This window comes from Paenibacillus sp. FSL K6-2859, assembly GCF_038008265.1.
Lineage (GTDB): Bacteria > Bacillota > Bacilli > Paenibacillales > Paenibacillaceae > Paenibacillus_AQ > Paenibacillus_AQ nitricinens.
The window spans coordinates 132,985-156,971 of sequence record NZ_JBBOYU010000003.1 but is presented as its reverse complement, the minus strand read 5'-3'; the positions used below and the strand labels follow the sequence as shown (position 1 = coordinate 156,971).

At 38.4% G+C, this 23,987-nt stretch carries 25 protein-coding genes; all 25 read left to right on the top strand.

Features of this window, described 5'->3' with window-relative positions; genetic code table 11:
- Positions 1-102 precede the first annotated feature (102 nt).
- The 25 genes from MHB64_RS33360 (at position 103) to MHB64_RS33240 (ending at position 23,807) form a co-directional block, all read left to right on the top strand.
- Positions 103-867 carry a stalk domain-containing protein gene (locus MHB64_RS33360; RefSeq protein ID WP_179283719.1) on the top strand — a complete coding sequence of 255 codons (765 nt, stop codon included), beginning with the start codon at positions 103-105 and terminating at the stop codon, positions 865-867.
- A 192-nt stretch (positions 868-1,059) separates the two neighbouring features.
- Positions 1,060-2,106 carry an S-layer homology domain-containing protein gene (locus MHB64_RS33355; RefSeq protein WP_341136475.1) on the top strand — a complete coding sequence of 349 codons (1,047 nt, stop codon included), beginning with the start codon at positions 1,060-1,062 and terminating at the stop codon, positions 2,104-2,106.
- The gene (locus MHB64_RS33350) at positions 2,103-5,150 is read left to right on the top strand and encodes a CARDB domain-containing protein (protein WP_094877626.1); all 3,048 of its coding nucleotides are present in this window, start codon (positions 2,103-2,105) and stop codon (positions 5,148-5,150) included. Before MHB64_RS33355 ends, MHB64_RS33350 begins: the two co-directional genes overlap by 4 nt.
- A 68-nt stretch (positions 5,151-5,218) precedes the next feature.
- Positions 5,219-5,803, top strand: coding sequence for a hypothetical protein (locus MHB64_RS33345; RefSeq protein ID WP_280788198.1), 585 nt, complete (start codon positions 5,219-5,221; stop codon positions 5,801-5,803).
- 20 nt (positions 5,804-5,823) lie between these two features.
- On the top strand, positions 5,824-6,240 hold the full coding sequence (locus tag MHB64_RS33340) for a hypothetical protein (protein WP_094877624.1): 417 nt from the start codon (positions 5,824-5,826) through the stop codon (positions 6,238-6,240).
- 22 nt (positions 6,241-6,262) lie between these two features.
- Positions 6,263-7,162, top strand: coding sequence for an SAF domain-containing protein (locus MHB64_RS33335; RefSeq protein WP_280788199.1), 900 nt, complete (start codon positions 6,263-6,265; stop codon positions 7,160-7,162).
- On the top strand, positions 7,159-8,103 hold the full coding sequence (locus MHB64_RS33330) for a hypothetical protein (RefSeq protein ID WP_341136474.1): 945 nt from the start codon (positions 7,159-7,161) through the stop codon (positions 8,101-8,103). The genes MHB64_RS33335 and MHB64_RS33330 overlap by 4 nt, the downstream gene beginning before the upstream one ends.
- 83 nt (positions 8,104-8,186) lie before the next feature.
- Complete coding sequence (locus MHB64_RS33325; RefSeq protein WP_280788200.1) at positions 8,187-9,698, top strand: CpaF family protein; 1,512 nt, start codon at positions 8,187-8,189, stop codon at positions 9,696-9,698.
- A gap of 2 nt (positions 9,699-9,700) precedes the next feature.
- Positions 9,701-10,627, top strand: a complete 927-nt coding sequence (locus MHB64_RS33320) for a type II secretion system F family protein (RefSeq protein WP_094878831.1) — start codon at positions 9,701-9,703, stop codon at positions 10,625-10,627.
- A gap of 41 nt (positions 10,628-10,668) precedes the next feature.
- Positions 10,669-11,532 carry a hypothetical protein gene (locus MHB64_RS33315; RefSeq protein ID WP_094878830.1) on the top strand — a complete coding sequence of 288 codons (864 nt, stop codon included), beginning with the start codon at positions 10,669-10,671 and terminating at the stop codon, positions 11,530-11,532.
- A 132-nt stretch (positions 11,533-11,664) separates the two neighbouring features.
- The gene (locus MHB64_RS33310; protein WP_341136473.1) at positions 11,665-12,591 is read left to right on the top strand and encodes an alpha/beta fold hydrolase; all 927 of its coding nucleotides are present in this window, start codon (positions 11,665-11,667) and stop codon (positions 12,589-12,591) included.
- Positions 12,592-12,789: 198 nt separating this feature from the next.
- Positions 12,790-13,182 carry a hypothetical protein gene (locus tag MHB64_RS33305; RefSeq protein ID WP_094878828.1) on the top strand — a complete coding sequence of 131 codons (393 nt, stop codon included), beginning with the start codon at positions 12,790-12,792 and terminating at the stop codon, positions 13,180-13,182.
- Positions 13,183-13,427: 245 nt separating this feature from the next.
- The gene (locus MHB64_RS33300; protein ID WP_094878827.1) at positions 13,428-13,745 is read left to right on the top strand and encodes a response regulator transcription factor; all 318 of its coding nucleotides are present in this window, start codon (positions 13,428-13,430) and stop codon (positions 13,743-13,745) included.
- 32 nt (positions 13,746-13,777) lie between these two features.
- Entirely contained in the window at positions 13,778-14,686 is a 909-nt protein-coding gene (locus MHB64_RS33295; RefSeq protein ID WP_094878826.1) for an AAA family ATPase, read from the top strand.
- Positions 14,679-14,990, top strand: coding sequence for a hypothetical protein (locus MHB64_RS33290; protein ID WP_094878825.1), 312 nt, complete (start codon positions 14,679-14,681; stop codon positions 14,988-14,990). The genes MHB64_RS33295 and MHB64_RS33290 overlap by 8 nt, the downstream gene beginning before the upstream one ends.
- Before the next feature lie 114 nt (positions 14,991-15,104).
- Positions 15,105-16,211, top strand: coding sequence for a ParM/StbA family protein (locus MHB64_RS33285; protein WP_280788201.1), 1,107 nt, complete (start codon positions 15,105-15,107; stop codon positions 16,209-16,211).
- A gap of 156 nt (positions 16,212-16,367) precedes the next feature.
- Positions 16,368-16,760, top strand: coding sequence for a hypothetical protein (locus tag MHB64_RS33280; protein ID WP_094878823.1), 393 nt, complete (start codon positions 16,368-16,370; stop codon positions 16,758-16,760).
- Between the two features lie 33 nt (positions 16,761-16,793).
- Positions 16,794-17,285 carry a hypothetical protein gene (locus MHB64_RS33275; protein ID WP_094878822.1) on the top strand — a complete coding sequence of 164 codons (492 nt, stop codon included), beginning with the start codon at positions 16,794-16,796 and terminating at the stop codon, positions 17,283-17,285.
- A gap of 387 nt (positions 17,286-17,672) precedes the next feature.
- A complete protein-coding gene (locus MHB64_RS33270) occupies positions 17,673-18,761 on the top strand; it encodes a replication-relaxation family protein (protein WP_341136472.1) in 1,089 nt (362 codons plus the stop codon).
- A 543-nt stretch (positions 18,762-19,304) separates the two neighbouring features.
- Positions 19,305-19,694 (top strand): hypothetical protein, encoded by a 390-nt coding sequence (locus tag MHB64_RS33265; RefSeq protein ID WP_094878502.1) that lies wholly within the window; start codon positions 19,305-19,307, stop codon positions 19,692-19,694.
- Positions 19,695-19,909: 215 nt separating this feature from the next.
- Positions 19,910-20,320 carry a hypothetical protein gene (locus tag MHB64_RS33260; RefSeq protein ID WP_143812458.1) on the top strand — a complete coding sequence of 137 codons (411 nt, stop codon included), beginning with the start codon at positions 19,910-19,912 and terminating at the stop codon, positions 20,318-20,320.
- A gap of 520 nt (positions 20,321-20,840) precedes the next feature.
- The gene (locus MHB64_RS33255; protein WP_341136471.1) at positions 20,841-21,176 is read left to right on the top strand and encodes a hypothetical protein; all 336 of its coding nucleotides are present in this window, start codon (positions 20,841-20,843) and stop codon (positions 21,174-21,176) included.
- 43 nt (positions 21,177-21,219) lie between these two features.
- Positions 21,220-21,735 carry a putative metallopeptidase gene (locus tag MHB64_RS33250; protein ID WP_341136470.1) on the top strand — a complete coding sequence of 172 codons (516 nt, stop codon included), beginning with the start codon at positions 21,220-21,222 and terminating at the stop codon, positions 21,733-21,735.
- A 102-nt stretch (positions 21,736-21,837) separates the two neighbouring features.
- Complete coding sequence (locus MHB64_RS33245; protein WP_341136469.1) at positions 21,838-22,344, top strand: hypothetical protein; 507 nt, start codon at positions 21,838-21,840, stop codon at positions 22,342-22,344.
- Positions 22,345-22,466: 122 nt separating this feature from the next.
- A complete protein-coding gene (locus MHB64_RS33240; protein ID WP_341109658.1) occupies positions 22,467-23,807 on the top strand; it encodes a hypothetical protein in 1,341 nt (446 codons plus the stop codon).
- The last annotated feature ends 180 nt before the right edge of the window (positions 23,808-23,987 follow it).

Below are 23,987 nucleotides of genomic sequence, written 5' to 3'. Positions count from 1 at the left end.
TATAATATTTGTTGTGGGACAGGGTGGGTTGTACCGAAAAGGTGCAACCTATTTCGGTGTATATAGATATTAATATACGATTTTCAGATGGGAGGGGATATAATGAAATTGTTTTCTAAGCAACTCCTGCAGTATACAGCTTTAATAGGCATTGCAGTTTCTCTTATATCTGATAAAACAACGGCTATGTCATTAAATGAAGTGACTGGTACTAGAGATGAAACAATTGTAGTTATAAAGGATGGAATCGAACTAGAGTTAAAGGATGCAAGGGGTCTTCGAGTAACTCCAGTAACGATTGATAACACGACATATCTTCCCTTAAGGGCTATTTCGGAGAATATGGGATGGGATGTGGGTTGGGACAATGATAAACGCACCATAACTTTAGACGAAGCAATACAGCCTGAACTTAAAGAGGAAGTAAACGAAAAGAGTCCAGAACCAACAACTCTTACGGATTTCGGTGGAAGTATTGATAAAACATTAATGCTAACTAAAGTACCTACCGATTTGAAAGTGGGAACGATGCAGTTTATTCAGGGAGGCATTCTCAAAGGAAGTAGCGCAAGAGCGGCGATAGATCTATCTAAAAACCCATATGCCAGCTTATCTACATATATGGCTGTAAAGAAAACCATAACTTCAACTAATAAAGCTGCATACGCGAATACACCAGTTGAGGTTAGAATTACCGAGGTGATCAACGGGAAGGAAGTATCCTATTTCACAAAAAATATCTACCCCAACGATGCTCCTGTTCATGTTGAATTAGATTTAAGAAATAAATCAAAAATTAAAATCGCTCTTAAGAGCGACGTATTAGATACACAACTGATACTTGGAGATGCAATTTTTAATCCGTAAATTCTGTATTGATTTGTGTACAGAATTGTGATAAACTTCTGTTTGTAGCAAGTTATGAAAGTGCGGCCCCCCCCGGCTGCTTTTTTTTTTATAAAAACCCATCTACAAGTTTCTTGGGGAGTTGTAAATAGTTAGAGTCATGATAACTTTAATACAAGATAATTGAAGCGAACAGAAGAGGAGGTCTAGTCAATGCGAAATTCGAAAAAAATTAGACATGGAATCATCGTTGCTCTTACATTTGTCACTGTTGCGTCAGCATCGTTTGCTAATGAATCATTCAATGATGTTTCAGATCAGTATTGGGCACACGACACGATCACTTGGGGAGTAACACAAAACATACTACAAGGTTATGAAGACCATACTTTTAAACCTAATCAGACCGTAACGGAAGCAGAATTTCTGACCATGCTTATCAATACCTTTGTTGGAAAGCAGAATCCAGTAGGAACAGGAAAATGGTATTCCGGATATTATGCGTTTGCAAAAAAGTATAATTGGTCTCTTAAAGGCATTGATGATTCAACAAAAACTGCTGAAAAGTTGAGCAGAGGACGAGTGGCAGAAATCGTAAGCGGGGCTGCTGGTGTGAATTATTCTGGAGATAATGCAATTCGCTATATGCTGGCAAATGATCTGTCCCAAGGGCGTACAGACAAGCCAAGTGTTAAGGGTTATGCGGGAGCAGAGTTACTAACAAGAGCAGAAGCGATTCAGTTCATAAAAAATGCAGTTGACCATGGGTTCAATGAAGTAAAGCCACGTCCAACCACTGCATCGGACACGACTAAACTACCAGAGTTTCCGGATGATAGTGCATCAAATTCATCTAATAATTCTAGCTCTTCACACGGATGGGAAAATAAAAATGTAGGCGACTTTACATTGAAGGAAGTAAAGAAGCAAACAGTTACCAATACGATTTTGTCCCGTGCTATTGGTTTTATGCCTATAGACAAAAAGAGTGAATCTTTTATGCACCAAGTTATGGATGCTATTCAGGTGAAAGATGGGATTGTCACAATCGACTTCCCTAATAATATTCCTAGTGGTTATAGCGTATATTTGGTCGGAGAGAACGGGAGCTCAGCAATGGTCGATGTTCTGGCTGGCGAAACAAAAACCTTTAAGCTAAAAGGGACGTTCGGTATTTCGATGTATGTAGGTGCAGAGGCAAAACAAGTTAATAGTATCTCAGCTGACGGAGCTGTTATCTGGGGGGCAAAGCATTCATGAACATAGTTCAAACCTCAGATTTAAAAAAGAAGCGTGTCCTTGTGACAACGCTTCTTTTAATTGTTCTGATATTTCTTGTTACCTTTATTAAATCCGATGCAGCATCACCTCAACCGGAATATGGGGTTAGATACTATCCGTATACAAAAGAGGTTAAAACTCAAGTGATAGGAGATTTAAGAGCAAGTGGTCCTGAACAAGGAGATCATTTACTTTTCGCATCACGGAAGGCTTACGCTCTTTGGGACGATGTTCGGTTTAAAAACGTCATTACTAGTACATGGGCAGATGCAACTCCAGGAGGGAGCTATCTACCTGTCCTTTTGTTTCAAATACTTGAACAGGAGTCTGCTGATAAATTCGATGCTCGTGATGGTTACAGACTAGTTCCTTACTATCCGAATGGTGATGTAAATACCACACAAAAAGGAACTCCTATTAAAAAGGTTGCTGATTGGGCAGGCGGTAATCCAAGTTATGTGTTAAACAAAATAAATACTGTTCTGAATGGCAAAGCTTCAAGTTCTAACGTATTATCGGCAGATAATTTTTATTATGTCGGAGCAATTCCTCCAGTAGACTTAACAGAAAATCTATTCTTTCGTTTCAATTCAATTGTTAGTCTTTCGGGTGGAGGAGTGGATGAAGGTGATATGATCGCGCAAACACCAACAAAAGGTGTAAACCGTGGTATCACATACCCGGCTTTTAAAACGACATATTCAGTGACTTCATGGCCCAAAATACATGCTGTATTTGGAATGGAAAGTAATGGTGAACAGCGTGAATTAGTTAGTGCAGCGACTGGTAAACTGAAAATATCAACTACCACTTATTCTTATTCAGGTCACAAGCAAAAGATCTGGATTATGAAGGGGAGTAAAACATTTGGTGACGTTCTGAATTACATGAACTCAACAACAGAAATGTCAGGAGCAAGTGACCAAACACGTTTTAATGATTTTTCACCAAATATCTATAAAATTTTTGATGCTTCTGGAAAACGAACGTACAACTACAATAGTAGTATTCCTATGTCGGAAATGAGTTCACTTATTACACCGGATGGTACCGTACAGAATTTCACCATGGTCGTCAGTGATGCCTACGATCGTATAGCAGTTACAAATTTCAAAGTAGGCACCTATAAGAACGACTTGGCTATAATTCCATCAAGCGTTAAAATCACCCCTGGGAGTCCCCAGACTGCTGGTACTGCAGCCAAAGTTACTGTGAATGTATCGAATAAGGGGAGTAAAGATATCGCATCAACCTATTTGGCTTGGCGCTGGAACACGGCGGGAAATACTGTATCGAAAATTCCGATCAATAACTTTAAGAGAGGAGAAACGCGTAGCCTAACGTTTGATATTACTTATCCGCCTCAGTCGGCCTTACTTATACTGAACATTAATGCGAATAAGGACGCACCTACGAACGAGATCGATTGGCTCAATAATCGAACGGAAGTAAGAGTCGGGCCCGTACAGATTAATCTAAGAGCTAAAGAGGTTCGGTTAAATCCGACTAAGCCACAAATTGGTAACTCAGTGAATTTTGAGGTTTTAGTGGAGAACGAGAGCTATACAGAGACGGTCACGGATACTTATCTGGACTGGTGGACTAACCAAACACTACAATCACAGCCTGCGAAATTCAGCTTGTCACCGAGAGAACAAAAATGGATTTCAAATCTAGTTCTTCCTATTGTACCAGGCGGAAATTATCTTTATTTTGATGCAGAAATAAATAAAAATCATAACAAGCCTGTTAATGAGACTAAAGCTGATGGGACTAATGCTTGGACTGATAATAAGATCAGTAAAAAGTATCAACTGATGTCCAAAAATTTAAATTACTTCGTGAAAACAATTTCTGCTAGTTCAGCTACTCAGAATTCATCTGTGACCACACGTGTTGTGGTCGGACGGGAACAATTATCTTCTGATACTAACGGAGAGAAACAGGCAGCCGTTAGACTGTATATTCTAGACGCCAACGGAAATGCAAGTCTTATAGAGACTAAATCGATTCTACTCCCATCTCCTGGTGATACAAGAACGGTTTTCTTTGATTGGAATAGCGGAAATATGGCCATAGGCAATGGATACAACTTGATGGCAACAATAAATATACAACCAGTTGATCCGGAAACGACCTACGCGGATAATACTCAAATTGCTTCATTTGAAATAACTGGTTCTACGCCACCAAATGGAAACTTTTGCTCAATTGGTGCAACCACAGGTGTTTCTGGAACTTATTCGTATTGTTCCCGTTATGAAAATATTTATCATCCTGTTACTGGAGCCTATATTGGACGTGATTGTGTCAATTGGAACGAAGGGAATTACTATGAATATTTCAACGCCTATGTATCTTCAAGCCTGTCGGGGTCATATGTGGAGGAAAATGCAGATGAAATAAACGGTATTGATGTTCCTCTTGTTCAAGGTGGAAGTTCTACAGTACAAGCTGGGCAAGGATTTACATTTGCAATTGATGCCAAGTATACCGAAGATCGAGGACGTCAAGGTAATCTTACAAGAGCAGTTGCACACTTTCCAAAAGAGGATGGGACGTTACAGGATATTGACCTAGTAAAGATAAGGACAGCAGGTAACGAAGTTACATGGGCGATGCCGACAGCATGGGTCGCAAAGCATGGTGATGAAGTGGTATACCAAGAAGGCTCAAATCCAGGATCAAACGATCCGAACGATACAAACTATTACTATCCTGGTGGTAGAGCGTTTTATACCAGTTTAAATATGCCAGCAGGAACTTTTATAGTTTCCGTGGATTTGTATGCAGAAGGAGTTAACGCTCTTCACCAATGCGTGCTTATGCAGTATACAGTCTCTGGAACGGTAATGGACGACTTTTATGTAAGACAGATTAATCCGGAAGAACCTTTTCCATCACCACTATTCCCTTCTGGACCTACTTCTTTGTGGAAAGATAATTATGACGTATTGCAAAGTCAATCACTGATAGATTGGGATAACTTTGATGAGAGTATGTGGAATTGGCCTAAAGATTAAACCTTCCTCCCGAAAGGGAGGTTTTTTTATAAGAGTAGAAGGAAATTCAAAGGGAGGGAAATAGAGAAATGATTTTGAGTAGTTTGATTCTATTAATTGTTTACAACGGATTCAATATGTATTGTGATGTTCGTTGGAGAATAACAAAGAATTTATGGCATGTTCTTTATTTGCTGTTATTTTTAACTCTTATTATTGTACAGCAAGGAACTGCTGTTTTATGGGCAGTTGGATGGGGTTGTATCGCATTTCTTTTCTATGGATTATTACTTGAGGCTGCGGGATCTACAGCTCCTGGCGATACTAAAATGATGATGACTAATGGTCTAGGGATTTGCTGCTACGTATTAGCAGTTAACGGGGGATTTGTGAGAGATGAAATGCGATCAGCGTTAAGGATATTTCTCTTTAGCCTTGTTTTGATTTTATTTCTTATTGATGCTTATCGCTTTGGTAGGAAATACGGGCTTAAACGTGTAGTTAAAGCGATCTTTGAGAACACCATTGGCTATATCATGGCCAAGGCGGGCATGAACGCTTTTGCGCCATCCAGCAGTTTGGATAATAAAGATTTTCGTATCTTACCGGGAGCAGTAATGATAACAATGTCAGTTGGAATTACAATTTCATTTTTTATCCCTGCCTTCGGTTAGGTAGATAGGAGGAGTCATAAATGCAATCACCTGCGAAGCTTTTATGGTTTATGATCTTTATTTCGCTAATCTTCTTTCTGCTCGACATTGTTGACATTGGTACAAAAAAGTTTGTTGTTGAGGATGGAGCGAGGAATACAACGCAAACTGCGCTGATGAGATCAGTTGAAGAAGGAGGAATACGTACAAAACATAAACCGCGTACTGATTTAAATGATTTTTATCATGAATTCTATGTGTATGGGACATTGAATGCAGGAGAAAAAGCGCTACAAAGTAAATACACAGCGATTTACGATGTACAACGACTTGTTCCATATGCCGCAGCCCAAATGTCTCTCCCCGGTGAGTCCAAGGCTATGAAGTATCTCAAGGCAGATGATGTTTGGTATAACCCTCGTCACAGGGTCATTTTTATCTGGGACGAAAAACAATAAAATTCAGGAGGAATTACAAATTATGAAGAAAAGAAAATTACTTGCTTTAATGGCAGCTTTGATCGTTGTGGGTTCATTTTATGCAATAAGTCAGTTTCGAGTAAATTCAGAACTGGAAGAGACCCAGGTTTATTTTGCTAAGAATGATATTCCCCCTCATACCGAGATTACTGCGGATATGATAGAACACACAAATGTACCTAAAAAAGGACTGCCTCCAGGCATTGTGATGGATATGACGAAAATAGTAGGTCAGTTTACACAGGCATCATATGGACTTTCACAAAACAGTTACTTTTTTCAAAACAAGATTGTCAGCGAACAAGAATTACTAGATTATGCTAAACGTCAATTGGAACCTGGGCAAGTGCTTTGGACTGGTAATGTAAACCTACTTGAAATTGCTGCTGGTAATGTAATCGAAGGATCTAAAGTAGATATTTGGTTCCAAGCGGTTGAAGGAAGCAATGCAACATCTGGTACGAAAGAGCAGTGGGTTTCAGGAAAAATGTATAGAAGCATCAAAGTAATAAGTACAAAGAACAAAAAAGCAGAAGACTTAACAACTAAAAACACAACCAATACTGTAAATTCTCAGGGTCAAAGCGTTGCTCCTAAAAAGGAATTGTATCCTACCGTGGTACAACTGGCTGTTACTGAGGACCAATTCAGAATGTTGAACAGTGCGACATCTAATGCGTTCAGAGATTCTGCCATCATTATGGTGCCAAGTGCTGATGAAAATACAATTCCAGACCTGGGTGAAAAAGATCCATACGATATTAAACCATATATTCTAAGCAAAGAATTTGATATCAATAATATCCAGAAGAAAGAAACTTCTATAGAAGGTACAAACGTAAGTTCAACAATAGGCATTGAGCAGATCGGCGACGCTAATAAAGGAGTGACTGGGCAATGATAAAAAATAATGTGAATGAAGGTATTGAGACGGTAAACAAAAGAACAAGTAAAGTCATTACAGGATGGTCTTGTGATAGTGGAATGGGCGTAAATACGTTTCTACGTGCAGCTGCAACAGAAACAGCAAGTCGGGGGATTCGGACGGCTCTAGTAGAACTAGATCTGTTTCATGCTTCTACAGCATATTCAATGGGAATGAGTCATCCTACTAGAAACCTTGAAACCTGGATTTCAAAGAATCAGGAGGGGGAGGACTATAGGGATGTGAAGGACTTCTTACTGAACAGCAATATTTGGTCGCATGAAAAGTATGATGATAGTAGACAGATGCAAGACGTTGTGGCGGAGCTGCCTCAGGACTTGTTTCTATTAACACCTTCTCAAAACCTAGATCGTTTTTTTGCGGGATCTTTAAAGTTAAAACATGATATGCCAGCATTTATTATTGACTCTCTAGATAAACTAGGGTTTCAAGCGATCTTTATTGATGTTCCTAGTGAGCTGCTAATGGCTGTTACACCGGCAAGTTTGAAACTTGCTGATGAAGTAGTTGTATTAATTGATGGACAAGTAGCCCATTGCATGTATACAGCTAAAGAGCTAAATCGACTTAGCCGGGAAATCGAAAATGACCGAATCAAACTTGTTCTAAACCGGACACCTCAGCCACTGGTAAAGGTCATTGAAAAACTAATGGAGCGTGAAGTATTCACTATACTTCCAGAAGATCCGACGATGGCAGAGCGTTCGTTGGACCTTCTACAGGGAGGCGGGGATGATTTCAATAGTGCCGTCAGTACCTTTATTGATAATGTTGGTTTTCCAAAGAAAAAGAAGACAGCTGCAAAAGAAAGTCCTTTCGAAGAATCAAGAGAAGGTAAAGAGAATGGAGTCAAAGGCATTACACGTAGGTTATTCCGATTTACAAAGAGAGTATAAAAATTCAAAAGACCAGTGCGATTGAAGGCGCACTGGCTTTTCTTTTATTAAGTAAGAATATATTTGAAGGGAGATTTCTCATTATGAGCACAGTTGATGAAAAGGCTTTAGTAGAGGGTAATGAGCAAAACAACTTGAGCACAGTTGATGAAAAGACTTTAGTAGAGGGTAATGAGCAAAACAACTTTTATGATGCACTTCAAACTACAGAAGAGTATATGGAGGTAATGCAGAACCCGACCGGATCAAAAGTAACTGCAGAAAGAGCAATTGATGCTATTGTGAACACTGATGCAATTACTAAGGTTCGTGAACGTTTAGTTCTTGAACATGGTAATGATCTTGCGCGCGCTTTCTTTGACAAAGAAATGCGAAATGTGATGGAGAAACAAATTATGCGCATCATTATTGATCAAAAATTAAATATGGATAAGATGAGCAGTAAAGAAATGGCAAAGTATATGTGTGACGAAATAATTGGACTTGGTCCAATTGAAGAATTGATGAAAGATAATAGTATCACAGAGATCATGATTAATGGTCCAAAAGAAATTTACATTGATAAGGTTGGATTGGGAATAACTCTTACTAATCTGAAATTCGACGACGAAGACCACCTACTTGCTATGGCGAAAAAGATGTTGAATATGGCCGGTGCTACAGTAAACGAGGCGTCTCCGATTGTAGATGCACGCTTACCGGATACACGTATTAATATCGTAATAGCGCCAGTATCTCGCAATGGTACAACAATTACAATTCGGAAATATCCTCCAATCAATATGTCTGAAGAGAAAATGATTGAAACTGGTTTATGCACTAAGGAAATGTTCGACTCTTTAAAGGTTCTGATTCGTGGAGGCGCAAATATCCTTATTGTTGGAGGGACAGGGGCAGGGAAGACAACAATTATTAAAAGACTTTGCGAAGAAATACCAGATAGGGAGCGCACACTTACCATTGAGGATACTGAAGAGTTGCGGTTAAAGCAGCTTTACCCTCTAAAACACTTTATTAGTGTGGAATGCCGGTTAACTGACAAGCCAGAAACAACAATTGATTTAGGTAAATTACTAAAAAACGCGTTACGTCAGTACCCATCAAGAATAATTGTTGGTGAAGTACGGTCAGCAGAAGCTTTGGACATGGTTGAAATTCTTAATACTGGTCATGACGGTGGATTAAGCAGTCTGCATGCGAACTCCGCTAAAGACGGAGTGATGAGACTACTCCAAATGATTCTTCGTAATGGGCTACCACTTGATCCGGATATTATTGGACAAATGGTAGCAACTGCGATTGATATTATCGTATATGTTGAAAAAAAGGTGGATGGTACTAGACGCATCACAGAGGTTATTGAAGTTTTGGGATATAAAAATAATCAACCACTTGTAAATGACCTTTATAAGTTCGAGGATATTGATGTTGAATTTGATGAAAACCAGAAAATTAAAATTATCGGGCGACACATAAAGGGCGAAAATTGTGTTTTTTCTAAGCCTTTAATAGCAAAACTCGTAAAAAAAGGGGTATCTAGAGACGAGTTACGTATGTGGATGCGGGAAGACGATTTTTCAAAGAAAGGGGCGTAATCATGTATAGAGAAGATCTATTTTATTATGTGGCCATAGGTATTCTATTTATTATTCTCTTTATTGTAATTCAGAAGAGCATGCCTGCTAGAAAGTATCGTTCATGGGCCATGCTTAAAACAGAACAGGAAGAATCTCACATTGAAGTTCAAGTGGAGAAAGATAAGAAGTCAAGATTCGGATTTCTACGCTTCATTTCCGTAGCAGATTTTGAGAGAGAGGCAGAAGAAATTGGATGGAAAGTAGGTAGCAAAGCACCGTTAATATTATATGGAAGCATGCTGATAGGATTTCTTGTAGGAGTATTAATGAAGGCACCTTTGGTCATGTTTTGTGGAGCGATTGGAGGTCCATGGTTATCTTGGTTTTACTTGAACACACGAAAGCAACAATTTGAAGATCAGTCAGAAGAACAAGTTGAAATTTTAATCGAAGCAGTAAGTTCAAGTTATGCAATTACTCGCAACTTAACAACGGCAATGGATAGGGCAACGGAAAGTCTTCAGGATCCACTTAGGAGTCAGTGGGAAATGTTAATGGTTGAATATAAAACAGGGCGCTCTTTAGAAATCTTGTTAGACGAGTTGTATGAAAAAATTCCTGTAAGTGAATTCAAGGTATTTGCTGCTGTGCTTCTTGTGGTTGAGAAGGCCGGAGGGGATGCTAGCGATACAATGAAGAAGGTGGCTGAGGTCATTATGAGTAAGCGTGTCCTAAAGGAAGAAGATCGCGTTGAATGTACCCAGCAGCGCCAATCACATCGAATGAATGTAGGGATTGCTATCCTCATTGTTTTGTTTTTTAGATTCGTACAAGCAGAGCAATACAACGATTTAATGAAGCTTCCAGCAGGACAAGTTCTGATTGCTGCAATGTTTCTGTACATCTTATGGTCCTTCCATAAAGTTAACAAAATGACCAAGATGTAATAATGGTTGATTAGTAAATAATAATTCGGGAGGAATAGAGGATGCTTCAATACGTGATTGCTTTGCTCTTTCTATTAGTTCTTTATTGGGCTTTTGCTTCGATTTTTGTATCTGAGAAGAAATATCGTTCACAAGCATATGTAACTAACGGTAAGCAGGCTACCTGGAAACAAGTAGCTGAAATGATGGAGGGCGCTGCGAAAAGGAAAGTCAAACTGTCTCATAACCAGAAAGACGTACTTGAAAAAATGTTATATAGGGTCGGTTGGAAAGAAGCACCTGAAGATATTGCAGCACAACAGCTGATGTTAGGTGGTATTGCAATGGTTGGCTTGTCCCTATTTGGTATTTTTAGCGGTTCAACCGTGCTTTTGTTTTTCGCGGTAGTTGCAGGCTTTGTATTTTATCGATATCCCGTAAATCGGCTTAAGAAAGCGGTAGCCTACAAAGAGAAACAAGCGAGTATTTATCTACCAGATTTCATCGAATTGCTTATATTATTATTTTCTGCAGGGTTAACACCTTATGAAGCCATTAAACGTGCTACTGAACAATCCCCAGACGTGCTACGGCTTGATTGTGAAAGACTGTCTAATGATTTAGATATTATGACTGAACAACAAGCATTAAACCGATTTGCTGAGAATGTAGGCATTGGGGCGGCGAAACGATTTGTTTTCGCCATGAAACAGGCGATGGATATGTCTAAAAAAGAAGCAAATCAGATTTTTAACAGACAGTCGGTATTAATGCGAGAAATGCGTATACAGAATCAAAGAAAGATTATCAAAGAGAGACCTGCTCGTTTACAGCTTATTAGTTCAGGTGTTTATGCTTTTGTACTTCTTCTTCCAATCGCGATAATTGGCGTAGCCTTCGTCAAGAGTATGGGAGCTATGATATAAGCTAAAATCAGAAATGGTAAAATGAGTTTTTTTACGACAACTCATCCGAGGCAACCCTTAAAGTGTTTCATTACAAAGTATTTTTACTAAAAAAAGATGACAAACTTAATCAAACTATTTGGAGGTTTTATCATGTTTAAGAAGAAGAATTTTATAGCTCCGTTAGCGGTAATTTTGGCACCAACTTCACTTAGCACTAGTAGCGCCTCTGCAGAAGAAAACAACACGGGTTCCAATAATTTAGAACGTAAAGCGGTAATCAAGTCAGTCCAAATTGGTGAGCAAAATATTTCTTATAAGGTTCGTGATTCCGTTAGCAAAGCTAAGCATCCAGATCGCACATTTTTATTGATTCATGGGGCATCTGCTAACCTATTGTCCACTGATTCATTGGCTGAAGAATTAGGAAAAAAATTCGAGAAAGCACAAATTGTACAAATTGATCTACCTGCCCATGGACTTTCTAAAGGTCCAGTATTAAGCAGTGTGAACGATATGGCTGATGTTGTAGCTGAATTTGTGGAACAAGGCAGAGAATCCGGAGATTTCGCGAATGAAGTAGTGATAGTCGGTATTTCTATGGGAGGCTCTGCAGCCCAAAAGTTAGCTGTTAGAAATATTGAAGGCTTGGAAAAGGTTGTACTGATTAGTACTTCACCAGAATGGAAGCACTTCGGATTCCTAAGTGGTTATACAGGGGAAGAATTTAATAAAATGTACCCTGGCATGATTGAAGATGATTATGCCGTAAACACTACACCGGAACAACAAGCTGAATTCCATATGTGGTTTCCAAACTTGATTCCTGCAAAAGAAACATCACTCGGGGATATTCAAGCACTAATCGGATTTAATATTGTTAATGATCTGAACAAGATCACACAGAAGACGCTTATCATTCACGGTGATGGAGACCAATCCGCACCGTATGCGAATGCACAATTGATGGCTTCTACCATTAAAAAAGCGAAGTTGGTTACGATCCCTGGCGAAACGCACACATGGAGCATGAAACAACCGGCAAAAGCTGCGGAACTGATTTATGATTTTATTAAATAATGGTAGAACCGTGGGTCTATACCAGACTGTGAGCAAGTGGCTATGCTCTGGTATTGTTCCTAAGGGGATGATTTAATAATATGAACAACACTTCCAATTGCCAAAAATAAATCACAACCAATTTTAAAAGCGGCCTAATTTTGGCCGTTTTTTTTCTATTAATGTAATATGTAATTTTATGATGAAAGGAAGATTAAATTGCAGACTCCAGAAAAACTATTGTGGATTATGGTATTTTCATTTTTTACTCTCTTTGTGCCGGATATGATAACTTACGCTAACTGGCAATGGAAAGCACATGAATTAACAGATTTTGCAGTAGAAACAATGTCTGAAAGTGGAGGAATGACAGCACAGGCAGAAGAGGATATATCAAAGAAAATGGCAGCAATGGGGATTGATCCAGCGGACTGGAGCATTTCATACAGTAATGGTATCGTAAAAGCACCTGGTACCGTTTCTTTTTCTCTTTCTAGTAATTATCGAGTAAAAGCATTCGGTGTATTTGGAAAATCAATGCAAGAGTCAATGTCAGAGTCTACGCGATTATCTTTAGGAGCTTCATCGATAAAGTCTTCTGAGATCCATTAATATAAAAGATTATATATCTGTATTGACCTGTGTACAGTAATGTTGTACAATTAATTTATCGAAACTTCAGTGGTTTCGGGGGAAGTGAATTTACCACGAATAACCTTGGCAGAAGAGTGAATTTAACTCTTCTGTTTTCTTTTTATTTCCTACTATTATTCGTTGATTTAACAATTCATTAGAAATACAAATCTGGCCTCGTACAGAGGCTTTTTTTTTTTGAAAAGAAAAGGGAGGCGAGTGGAATGACAAGTAATGAAGTGATCAGAAAAGCTTTAGAAGAACCAATGTTTCGTTGTGAGTTAAAAGAAAGGCAAAGGGAAGTTCTCTGGTTGACTCTTGAAGGAAAAGCGCGGAGAGAAATAGCTGCTATTATGTTTATGACGGAAGTAAATGTACAAAAGCATCTTCAACATATATATATGAAGTTAGGGATTGAAGGAAAAACTCAGTTAGCACGTTGGGTAATTGATACACTTGGATCCACTTTGTTTGTTACACCTACGATTACCACAGATCAGTTCGTCCAAATTGCTGAACGTGCACTGGCCAATCGTCGATAGATTCATTATAGAAAGATGGTGAGAATTGATTCATGAACATTTCAAATGTCATACAACAAATAAATTACATCGATGCATATTTAAATGAGAAATATTATGAACGTAGTGAAATAATTTTTTGCTCTCTTGTTTCCCTAATTGCTGCCGAGCATATGCTCCTTATTGGTCCTCCAGGCGCAGCTAAGTCATCCGTGCTAGATGACATTTGCGACTTTATCCGAGAAGTAAAACTTTTTAAGTGGACAATGAATAAAGAAACTAAAATCGATGAAATTCTTGGTCCGTATGAACCCTACAGGATGGAGTATGGAGAGTATATACGCCTTACACAAAACAAGCTCCCTGAAGCTGACCTAGCTTTCTTGGATGAAACGTTGCGAGCCACTGGTGACACCCTCAACAGCCTTCTAGAGATAATGAATGAGAGGACATTTATACAAAATAACATTTCTACCAAGGTCCCATTAATTTCATTGTTTGGTGCTACGAATTCATACCCGAAAGACGAGGATATTCAGGCTTTATATGACCGTTTTCTTGTGCGGATACGAATCGACTATATCAAAGAATCTGATAATTTAAGAGGGTTATTAACCCAAAAGCCTAAATCTTCGGATGAAGTTTTAGGATCCATAACTTTGGAGGACATTAAGCAATTAAGATTAGAGATGAAAAAAGTCCAGGTACCTGAGTTGATAATTGATATGATCATCAAAATGAGAGATCAGCTTTTTAAAAAGGAGATTTTTCCTTCAGATCGTAGACTACGTAATTCACTCAATTTATTGAGGGCTGCAGCAGTTGTCCGAGGAAGAAATATAGTTGAGGTATCTGATTTATATCTCTTGAAGCATGTCTTCTGGTTATATGAAAAAGATCAAGATGATGTAAATGAGATTGTGACTCACGTGATTGAAAAGGAGGAATCTCAAAATGAGTAATGCATTTTCGGAGTTTAATCTTGAAACTCTTTTGGCCACATGGAATGATGATTTTCATCTCAAAAGACATGACGGGGAAATCCGCGGTATTGAATTCTCTAAGAAATATATCGTACATACAAAAGCAGCGGATACCAATAAATTTATTATGAATGTAACTCGTTTGTACAAATTTATGACTTTTAAAAAAGAAGGGAACATCATAACGCTCAGCGTTAGTGTAAAGCCGGAAACAATGATGGATTTCCTTGGGTTTTATGAAAACCTGAAGAGTGAGGAAAAGCTCATTCAGACAGAAACATGATGCATAGAAAATATCATAATCCACCTTAAAACGAACAGGATTAACGGCACCTGTTCGTTTTTTTTGTTTTTGGTTAGAAGCACCGAACTAAGATTAATGGAAGGGGATAGTGAGATGACTAATTTCAAAATGCTGAAATATTTTAAGATTGGGCTCGATATTGGTTATGGATGGGTGAAAGGAGTTAATGAACGAGGAGAGCGCGTACTTATTAGAAGTTTGGTAGCACCACCGTATTCTCGAGACCTTAACGATGCCTTTGGGGTAGAAAATCAAGATACAGACATCCATGTCGTTGTCACAATGCCAGATGGTTCAAAAAAGGAAATTTTTGTAGGGGAACTTGCTTTATCGTCAACGAAAGCAGCTTATGCCTTTGATAAGAACAAAATTGATCACCCAACGACAACACAATTAATTGCAACGGCTACAAGCATGTTAACAGTGGGGGTAGATCAACCCTTGCATCTTATAACTGGTTTACCGCTTGATTTTTATAAAACTCAAAAAGTGCAATTTGAAAATTACTTACGTGAATTCAAAGGCAAGGTGCAGCATAAAGCCGGTAAATTTGAGGGGACGGAATATACAATTGGTTTTGAAAAGGCAACAGTGTACCTCCAGGGGGGCGCGAGCATTTACTCCTGTTTGATGAATATCCATGGGGTACCAACGCGCAAAGACCTTCTTCAACAGGGACTGAAACTGGCTGTAATCAATATGGGCTTCTATACGCTCGATGTTATAGTTTTCGAAGCAGGAGAAAAATTTAAACCACTTGGTGACATGTCGTTCAGCTCTGATGAAGGAGTGGGAATGGTGGAGATTCGAAAGATAGTTGAACAAGCATTTTATGAGCAATCCGGAGCAAGATTAAATTTACCCCAAGTTGAACCGATCTTAAAATCGGGCGGAATTAATTATAAAGGTAAATACTTTGATCTTAAAAACGACATTAAAAGAGCAAAAGATATTGTCGCCCAGATCAACCTGGATACGATCAAAACGAAGTGGGGAAGTCAAAAAGATTTCATCCATACTGCGTTTATATGCGGTGGTGGACCTGGAGATCTTGAAGAACGAATATTAGGATTCCACCATAATCAAGAAATTGTCGAGGACCACCAATTTGCAGATGCATTGGGCTACCTCATCTATGGCCGCTTACAGGAATATAAAGAAAACAGAGAAAGAGAGAAACAATTGTATATATCCAATTAAGGTGTAACACAAAAGTAACACAATAAGTTAGAATAACAATTTTCAATTGACTTTAATAACGTTTGTGACACATTTCAATTGGCTTTAATAACATTTGTGACACATCATTTTGTGTAAAAGATAACGTTGTAACACAAATTCAAAGGAGGGAGAAGTGTGCCGGAGGGGAAAAACAAACATGTAACATTTCGCTGTGACGATGACCAATTGACCCATTTAAAGGGGATGAAGATGGGTACGAGAAGTGCCTACATACGTGAAGCAATCGATTTTTTCGAAAAAAAAGAAGACATTAATCATATAGTCTCACGTCTAGATTCTTTGGAATTGAGGATAGAGTTGAAACTAAATGAAATTCTACAGAAAATTGAACGACGCGCAGCTACTCAATCCGGTTTTAATCTGATCAATGATAAGAGTACTGAAACAACAAAGATTACATTAAAAAGTCCATTGACTCCGCCAGAAAACGAGGTATCGGAGCAAGCAACCGAGTCTCAGAATAAGACACTAATTAATGACGAAGTGATGTACTTTTTAGGGGAATAAGATCTCTTTTTAGAGTTGAGAAGGGTGATTATTATGCGTTTGGAACTTGGTATAAAACCTCCTGAAGAGGGGGATTTGCGGATCTATTGGACTGAAGATAGGCAGGCATGGATATTCCATTTCTCCTTACCTGGTTTGCTGCCTATTTACGATCAGGCAAATAGGCAATTAAGAGAAGTTAGAAAAGAAATAAGGGATTACAAAGCTGAACTTGGGATGAAAATATTCGCTCTATTGCAGGAAAGAGGGCTGGAAAAAAACCACCCTTTTGAGGAATCTTTTATTTATATAGTTCATTGTTTTCCCAATTTGATCGAAAGCGATCTTGATAACAGAGGGAGAAAATATGTTATGGATGCATTTAGATCTTCTGGACTCTTACTAAAAGATTCCTGGACTCACCTCTCGTTTGCAGAAAAGGGCCTTTATGACAAAGGAAATGCACATACTGAAGTATTTTTGGCGCCTGAAAGATATGCATCTGAAGTTTTCTTATCAATTCAAAAAGACAGTAGAATCACTTAGGAAAAAAGAAAGAACAGGAGAAAGAACAGGGGTAAAAACAATGGTTTTAGAAACCAAAGCTATTTTTACCTCTCCGTTTTTACCTGTCATAAGTGTTTTATTATGAATAAATTCCTTTTGTATCAATCAAAATGTGTTTTGTATTCCTCCATAAAATATACAAATACATTCTTTCCACCAAAAATAGCATGAAACCATGCCATATAAGGGATTTTTGAATCTCGCCATATACATACTTGGAAACACAAATGGAGGGCGGTATGTATAGGCAGCCCTCCATCGAAGGTTGCAGGTATGACCAGCAGTACTTAACCGAGAACAGAAGCTCCAAGAGCATAAAATAGAATACCCGCTTCAAGTGAAGTCAAATGGAAGGGGAGAGGATAAGTGGTAGATAGACCTAACATAACTTTGACGGAAAGAGATTTAGAACTGTTCTATGTGCTCTATAAATTTCGAGCGCTAAATGTGCCTCAAATACACGAACTATTCTTCCGAGAAAATGAAAGGAGGAATTATGTATATAAACGATTATATGTCTTAAAACATTCCGGTTTTCTCGAGGATAAAGCTATTGTAAAGGAAGATGGAAGGAAGTCTTCCTCCGTGTACTTTATCAAAATAAAGGCACTTGAGGCTCTGAAGGAATATGGCATTATTGACGAATATAATAGAAACCAGGAAAGACTTCGACTCGAAGGACGAAGGATGGCGCAGGTGCTTTTAGTTAATGACATTCTTGTTCAGCTTACCCCCTTCGGATATCAAATGAAGGATAGCAGAGAAACGAAAGCGACATTTGCTCTTGATCGAAATTCACATATTAACGGCTGCCTTATAACACCAGATGGTAAGAAAACGATCGCTATATATGCAATAGAGCAATATGCCACTGAGAAAATGATGAACAGCTTAATCACAGAAGTTAAAAAGATGCTTCAGATCGATCATGTCCTAATTATGTTGAATAAACCAGATGAACAGTATGAGGATTTTGAAAGAATAATCAGAAAAGAAATGCATCATTTTCGTAGTAATGTGATGTTGCTCCCTTTTCAGACCGGAATGTATCTTCTGAAAAAATTGGGGACAGAAAGAAGCCAAGAAAAGATGTTTGAAAAGATCGGACCTGTACGGTTTAACCAGAAGGGGGTTTTTCCGTATACCGTTCTTCATAATGGGGAACCCAAATATATCGTTGAGTACGCGATGACAGGAACGGGAGTTTTAAGGAAGCTAAAACGCTATAGCCCAGCAGATTATCGGCAAGATGGGAAAAAAGTAATCGTACTAACATGGGAGGGCATGGTGGATGCGCTTGCGCAAGAATTCGAGCACTTTGAGTATGTGGAATTTGTTGGTGTGAATTTTGATCAAGTGCCCGATCTTCCCTTAGATAATACTTTAAAAGGGTTTTTAAAAACATCGTTAATAAAATCAAATCTATCGGAAGAAGGTAGTAAACTTTATATATAGATTAAATTGATGGCTAACACTTCAGATAAAACTTCTCCCGCTCCTGTTGCACGATATGATGGTGGGGTGTTGTAGCCAGCACGTATCAGAAGAAACAGGAGTTTCAGATATGACCATTAGCGGCAGCCGGATAAACCGGATGCCGCTCCCGCTCCTGTCGCGCTATGATGGTGGGGTGTTGCATTCAGCACGTATCAGAAGAAATACAGGAGTTTCAGATATGACCATTAGCGGCAGCCGGATAAACCGGATGCCGCTCCCGCTCCTGTCGCGCTATATGGTGGGGTGTTGCATTCAGCACGTATCAGAAGAAATACAGGAGTTTCAGATATGACCATTAGCGGCAGCCGGATAAACCGGATGCCGCTCCCGCTCCTGTCGCGCTATATGGTGGGGTGGTATAGCCAGCACGTTACAAAAGTGATGCCGAAATTTTGCTGCCGGCTCGATCAGTAACAAAAGACAAATCCCGTTCAATAATGAAAATAAAATATTATCAAAAGGAATTTTAAAAGGGTATTTAAAAAATGGAGGGATCAGACTATGAGATTTAACTTATTGTCTATAGAAGCTAATGACACTGGCACAGAAGAAGCATTTAAGAAATTAGTAAATGAGGTTCTGCAGCAGCCGAACCTGTACCTACTCATGAGCACAGTTGATAGATCACGTGCTTATGCCGGCAAGATTAATGGTAAGGTTTGGTTGTTTTTGTACACTAGTCCAGAACAAGTGAACAACAGCTTTGAAGGTGTTTTACAAGAAAAAGCGGAAGCATATTATGTTCAACTAGATACAAAAGAATCGATTCCCTGGTTATTAGAGCATTCTGATTATGGCATTGATGGAATTCGCATAAATGAAGGCCCGCATGGGTTTTGGATTTTATTAGAAGATTTGAAGCCTATAGTTAATGAGTTGAATGACTTTTGAATATGATATCAAGTAATAATTTAGGAAGAAAGTACCAAAAAAGCTTGTTCGCTAGATAAAAAAGACATATTATTTAATATTAGATACAAGTGTATCCATATTGGGATTATTAGTCTTTAAACAACTAAATAAAGATAATACTGGTGTTTATGAAGGTAGGCATTTTTAATTTTGAATGAGATGGGCCGAAAGGAAACTAACGAAAGGAGGAATTCATGCTCATGTGCAATATTCCCACAGCGACTTCTTATAAGTCACAGCAGCGTAGAAAGGATACTCGATCAAATTTGATCAAGTGGATAGATACCTTACCTAGTTTGTATGATTTACATGAAACCTACACCTATGAAATCAAGGGCATTGATTATTATTTAGTTACCAGAATGCCTCCGGAAGTGATGCAGATCGCCTGTGCTTATGTTCAGCTTCGTTTATACCAAGATTCTGATTATAAAGGTGCAACGCCGTATCTCATTTTCTGTGGTCAACTTATTAATGAACTATCAGTAACTATGGAAAAGAATCCAATGACAGAAAGAATATTCAGTATTGATATGGAAAAAAATATGGAGTTATGGCACGAAAAGAAAGAAGAGATTTTAAATATAAAACATTTCAAGAAATAATAAGTATACGCACATACAGTTATCCTTACATAACGAACAATAAGTAAAAAAGATCAAACTTGCAAAATACCTAGCCTCTTTGCTATAATCATCTCATATTCATGACGGCGGCGCCGGATTAATGATTCAGCAATTGTTGAAGGTTAATCTCACCCAAAGAACTTGGGCGGCTATTGGATGATCCACATAGTCATGATTGTAAATTGCTTTCTGGATCTTTGTAGGTTAGCCGTGAATCATCAGAGTAACCGGCTATCTGAGTAAACGAGAATTCCTATTGAAGATGACAAAGGAACTCGATACATCTGGCAATTTATGGCCATCCCAAAAAATGATTTTCAAAATAGCCCAAATATGGGCAATATCAAAAAGCAGCCTTTCTTTTGAAGGGCTGCTTTTTCGTTTGTTCAGTGAGTGAGAGTGAAGAGCTGCTTAATATATCGCGGCGGCTTATCTAGTTAGTATTTTTTCGATCGATCGGATGGTATTTCATTATTACTTTTATGGGGGCGATTTTTTTATGAAGAAGAATTTATCTTTTATAGTCGGCGAGCGTGTACATAATGCAGCACAAGTATTAAGTTCAATTTACAATTTTGATTTACAGATCTTTCGTGATGAACCATTCGGCAAAGAATTTACAGAGTTTGATGAGTCTTATCTGACGTTTGTTGTAGGAATGATTGATCTAGCACTTGAAACAAAAATGAGCGAACAGGATAAAAACAATTTTATACTCTCACATGCTTCAGAGTTCTTTCTAAATGAAGGGAAGACTCCGATGTCATGGCTTAGGGAATGTAAAGATTTGATCAGTAGAGAAATGACTCCGTTATCCTCATCCTTTGTTGGTTAGGCGGATAAGCCAATAAAAAGTAAAAGAGGAGGTATACACCATAATGTCAGGATCCTATGAGCAGGCAGATGAAGTGATTATGATCATACAAAGGATTTTAAAGTCAGAAAATGAATTCAAAGATTTAAAAAACTGTAATATTATTGCCCGCTTCCGTACTGGAAATTGGAATTCAAAGGGGAGACAAATATTAGGGCGAGCCAAGGTCCTTACTGCACTAGAACGTTATGAAACCAAGGCTGAAGCTGTTATCATCATAAACAAGAATGCCTGGCAATTTTTAGATGATCGGATGAAGGAAGCTTTAGTCACTCATGAATTATGTCACTACCTCGTCCCAACGGACAAACATGGTAGTCCGAAATTAAATAAAAATGATAAACGGCCAGTTCTTCAGATCTGTGGACATGATATCGAAGAGTTCCAATTGGTTGTGAAGAAGTATGGTCTATGGATGACGGATACCAGAGAGTTTTTCGATGCAGCTCGTCAAGGTGAACAATTATCAATGGAGACTTCGAAAGAGAACAATGTTGTGTATTTACATATGGTGAATTAGAGAGAATTTCTTTCTCGGAATGGGCAAGAATCTTTAAAGAAGATGGAAGGTTCACGATACTTGGTAGATATAAAGCCTAATAACAATTAGGAGGCTTCTGGTATGCGCTTATCAATAAAAAACGATTCAGTAGTAGAGGTATCTCCGGAAGGTCTCATCTCAGTAGCTAGCTATTGTAAAGAATTAATTCAAGAGGGACTTGAGAAGGATTCTATGAACCATCAGTATTATGCAGTCTGCCATGTACTGAAACTGTTAGATATTCATATTGCCGGTATCAATTTTGAAAAGCCTAGAACTATTGGTGATCCAGAGTGCATTGTTCAGTGGCATATGATGAGGGGAACGACAATAAAAGTCATTGATCTTGACGGATCAATTATAGAAACTGCCAATGCACTTTCAGTACCCATTCACATCACCAGGTGGAAAGCCGGAATTCATTTAGTAGAATTAAATCCAAGTAATAATCATACAGAAATTAAAATTGGTAAATGCGATTACTGTAAGAGTGAAAATGTAATTATCCATGTAGTGGACGATCCGACTGGAGTGGACCCGCTTCACTTCTGTTTAGATAAACAGAAGTGTAAGGATGCGATTCAGTGAACAGCGACAGAGAACCACACATTTTAATATTCAACAATAATATAAACATTACTACAAGCAGCCTAAATTTTGGCTGCTTGTTTTTCTTTTATGGGTGAATAACAAAATTGGAGGTAATTGAAGTGACAAAAAAACAAATGTACTTAAGAAAGTGTGCTGCTCTGAGTCTAGCCATTATCCTTGTGTTTTTACCGCTAAACGGAACATCGGTTTTCAAAACTAGCGGTAAGGCAATGGCAGCTGCAACAAAGGTACTTGCCCAGTCTGTAGAGGTCAATGTCGATGGAGTCATCTCTACTGAAACTCAAGGTCCGAATACGCTTTTTGTAACCGTATTTGATGTGAGTAAAAACAAAACTGTTATCCGCCAGGAAGCGGGTAAGAATGGAAAAAATATATTTAAAGGACTCGTTCCTGGAGATTATATTGTAAGGGGGGAATCCTATGATGGTACGACAAAGGCAACTCAGAAAACAGAGGGTCGTTCAATTGTTATCACTAATGACATGTTCTTCCCAACTACACCGAGTGGACTTTCACTGGGAACTGAACTTTCAAAGGATTCGGTAAAACTGACTGCGTATGCAAATCCGATACCGGGCGACGAGACGGTAATCTATTTCCGTCTATACAAACCGAACGGTGGCCTAATTAAAGAAGTTAAGGTTACGGATAAAAATAACCAATACTTTTCTAGTACGTTTTCTTTGAAGCGGAACGAAATCGCAAAAGAGAAATATAAAGTTACCGCTCAAGCAGTAAAATACGGGAACATTAGTCAAGAAATTAGTGAACTTATTGAGGTGAGTAATGTCAAGGAAGATCCGAAACCAATTGAACCTTCAATAACTAGCCTAACTGTTAATGTTAAAGGCTATGCTGAAATCACGTCGGATGTAGCCACGAAAAGCAATTTCTATTATGTTTACAATTCTAGTGGAGTTCAAATTCAGAAAAAAGGATTTAACCTTAAAGATAAAAATAAAATTATTACAGATGAACTTCCTGCCGGAAACTATAAGGTGTTGATTGAATCCATACACGACACATGGAAAACAACGAGTCGTTCTAAGGCACTTTCATTCACTGTAACTGCGACGCAAGCCGCTCCTCCAATTGCTGGTATTGGTAACAATAAGGTAAGCGTAGGCTTATTTAGAGAATATAAAGCGGACCAGGTAATCATTAAAGCCGCTTTACCCTTCTACTCAAAAGAAGGTAAATATCTAGTGAAGGTGATGGATCCAAGCGGTATTGAAATCGCACGAGGATATACCAAAGAAAGCAATGACTTAGCGCTTGCACAAATTAAGATTCCAGCTACTTCTGTTGTCAAAAGCGGTAACTATACTTTTAATATCTTAGGTGAGAAATTCAATGTTCAATCGAATCTGTTTAGTATGCAGCTAAATGTCGAGGCTCCTCTAGGAGAACTATATTGGTCTGCTGCTACCCAAAAGTAATGAAAAACACCAGCATGATACTTGTGCTGGTGTTTTTTTGTAGTAAGGTAATATATATGGAGGTCGTAGTATTCTTGGAAAATTAATCTTGTTTTATCATGCACCATCTGTTACCAATTGATCAAATCTTGATGAAGAGATCGGGGGGCTGAATGCAGTAATTTGCTAGGAGACTATACT

Excerpts from the sequence above, each read along its gene's own strand:
- MHB64_RS33360 (WP_179283719.1), top strand. The coding sequence starts at position 103 with ATGAAATTGTTTTCTAAGCAACTCCTGCAGTATACAGCTTTAATAGGC.
- MHB64_RS33355 (WP_341136475.1), top strand. The coding sequence starts at position 1,060 with ATGCGAAATTCGAAAAAAATTAGACATGGAATCATCGTTGCTCTTACA.
- MHB64_RS33350 (WP_094877626.1), top strand. The coding sequence starts at position 2,103 with ATGAACATAGTTCAAACCTCAGATTTAAAAAAGAAGCGTGTCCTTGTG.
- MHB64_RS33345 (WP_280788198.1), top strand. The coding sequence starts at position 5,219 with ATGATTTTGAGTAGTTTGATTCTATTAATTGTTTACAACGGATTCAAT.
- MHB64_RS33340 (WP_094877624.1), top strand. The coding sequence starts at position 5,824 with ATGCAATCACCTGCGAAGCTTTTATGGTTTATGATCTTTATTTCGCTA.
- MHB64_RS33335 (WP_280788199.1), top strand. The coding sequence starts at position 6,263 with ATGAAGAAAAGAAAATTACTTGCTTTAATGGCAGCTTTGATCGTTGTG.
- MHB64_RS33330 (WP_341136474.1), top strand. The coding sequence starts at position 7,159 with ATGATAAAAAATAATGTGAATGAAGGTATTGAGACGGTAAACAAAAGA.
- MHB64_RS33325 (WP_280788200.1), top strand. The coding sequence starts at position 8,187 with ATGAGCACAGTTGATGAAAAGGCTTTAGTAGAGGGTAATGAGCAAAAC.
- MHB64_RS33320 (WP_094878831.1), top strand. The coding sequence starts at position 9,701 with ATGTATAGAGAAGATCTATTTTATTATGTGGCCATAGGTATTCTATTT.
- MHB64_RS33315 (WP_094878830.1), top strand. The coding sequence starts at position 10,669 with ATGCTTCAATACGTGATTGCTTTGCTCTTTCTATTAGTTCTTTATTGG.
- MHB64_RS33310 (WP_341136473.1), top strand. The coding sequence starts at position 11,665 with ATGTTTAAGAAGAAGAATTTTATAGCTCCGTTAGCGGTAATTTTGGCA.
- MHB64_RS33300 (WP_094878827.1), top strand. The coding sequence starts at position 13,428 with ATGACAAGTAATGAAGTGATCAGAAAAGCTTTAGAAGAACCAATGTTT.
- MHB64_RS33295 (WP_094878826.1), top strand. The coding sequence starts at position 13,778 with ATGAACATTTCAAATGTCATACAACAAATAAATTACATCGATGCATAT.
- MHB64_RS33290 (WP_094878825.1), top strand. The coding sequence starts at position 14,679 with ATGAGTAATGCATTTTCGGAGTTTAATCTTGAAACTCTTTTGGCCACA.
- MHB64_RS33285 (WP_280788201.1), top strand. The coding sequence starts at position 15,105 with ATGACTAATTTCAAAATGCTGAAATATTTTAAGATTGGGCTCGATATT.
- MHB64_RS33275 (WP_094878822.1), top strand. The coding sequence starts at position 16,794 with ATGCGTTTGGAACTTGGTATAAAACCTCCTGAAGAGGGGGATTTGCGG.
- MHB64_RS33265 (WP_094878502.1), top strand. The coding sequence starts at position 19,305 with ATGAGATTTAACTTATTGTCTATAGAAGCTAATGACACTGGCACAGAA.
- MHB64_RS33260 (WP_143812458.1), top strand. The coding sequence starts at position 19,910 with ATGCTCATGTGCAATATTCCCACAGCGACTTCTTATAAGTCACAGCAG.
- MHB64_RS33255 (WP_341136471.1), top strand. The coding sequence starts at position 20,841 with ATGAAGAAGAATTTATCTTTTATAGTCGGCGAGCGTGTACATAATGCA.
- MHB64_RS33250 (WP_341136470.1), top strand. The coding sequence starts at position 21,220 with ATGTCAGGATCCTATGAGCAGGCAGATGAAGTGATTATGATCATACAA.
- MHB64_RS33245 (WP_341136469.1), top strand. The coding sequence starts at position 21,838 with ATGCGCTTATCAATAAAAAACGATTCAGTAGTAGAGGTATCTCCGGAA.